Raw genomic sequence first — 357 nt, 5'->3', positions numbered from 1 at the left:
TGTTCAGTCATTAGATGAAATTTTAAAAGATTGTGAGAGAGTGGTAAAAAAATATCATGACCCATCAAAATATTCTATGAGTATGGTTGCATTGGCTCCTTGTGCTCCTTTTAATGTAACAGGTGAATTAATGAAACAATCTGCAGTTTTAGCAAGAGATTTGAATGTAAGGCTTCATACACATCTATGCGAAACTAAAGATGAAGAAGTATTTGTAAGAGAAAAGTTTAATATGCGTCCTTTAGAATATATGGAAACATTGGGCTGGACTGGTGAAGATGTATGGTATGCACATGGAATACACTTTAATGATGAAGAGTTAAAATATTTAGCTGATACAAAAACAGGAGTAGCACA

Annotated in this window: 1 protein-coding gene; it reads left to right on the top strand. The window is 33.1% G+C overall.

All coding sequences use genetic code 11. From position 1 onward, the window contains the following. Positions 1 to 357, top strand: a 357-nt coding sequence (locus E6A48_RS10435) for an amidohydrolase family protein (protein WP_219710140.1), incomplete at both ends; no start/stop codon positions are given.

This window comes from Brachyspira pilosicoli (genome assembly GCF_019402445.1).
Classification (GTDB): domain Bacteria; phylum Spirochaetota; class Brachyspiria; order Brachyspirales; family Brachyspiraceae; genus Brachyspira; species Brachyspira pilosicoli_B.
Note: the sequence above shows the minus strand (reverse complement) of the source record. Positions and strands in the feature narration are given on the sequence as shown.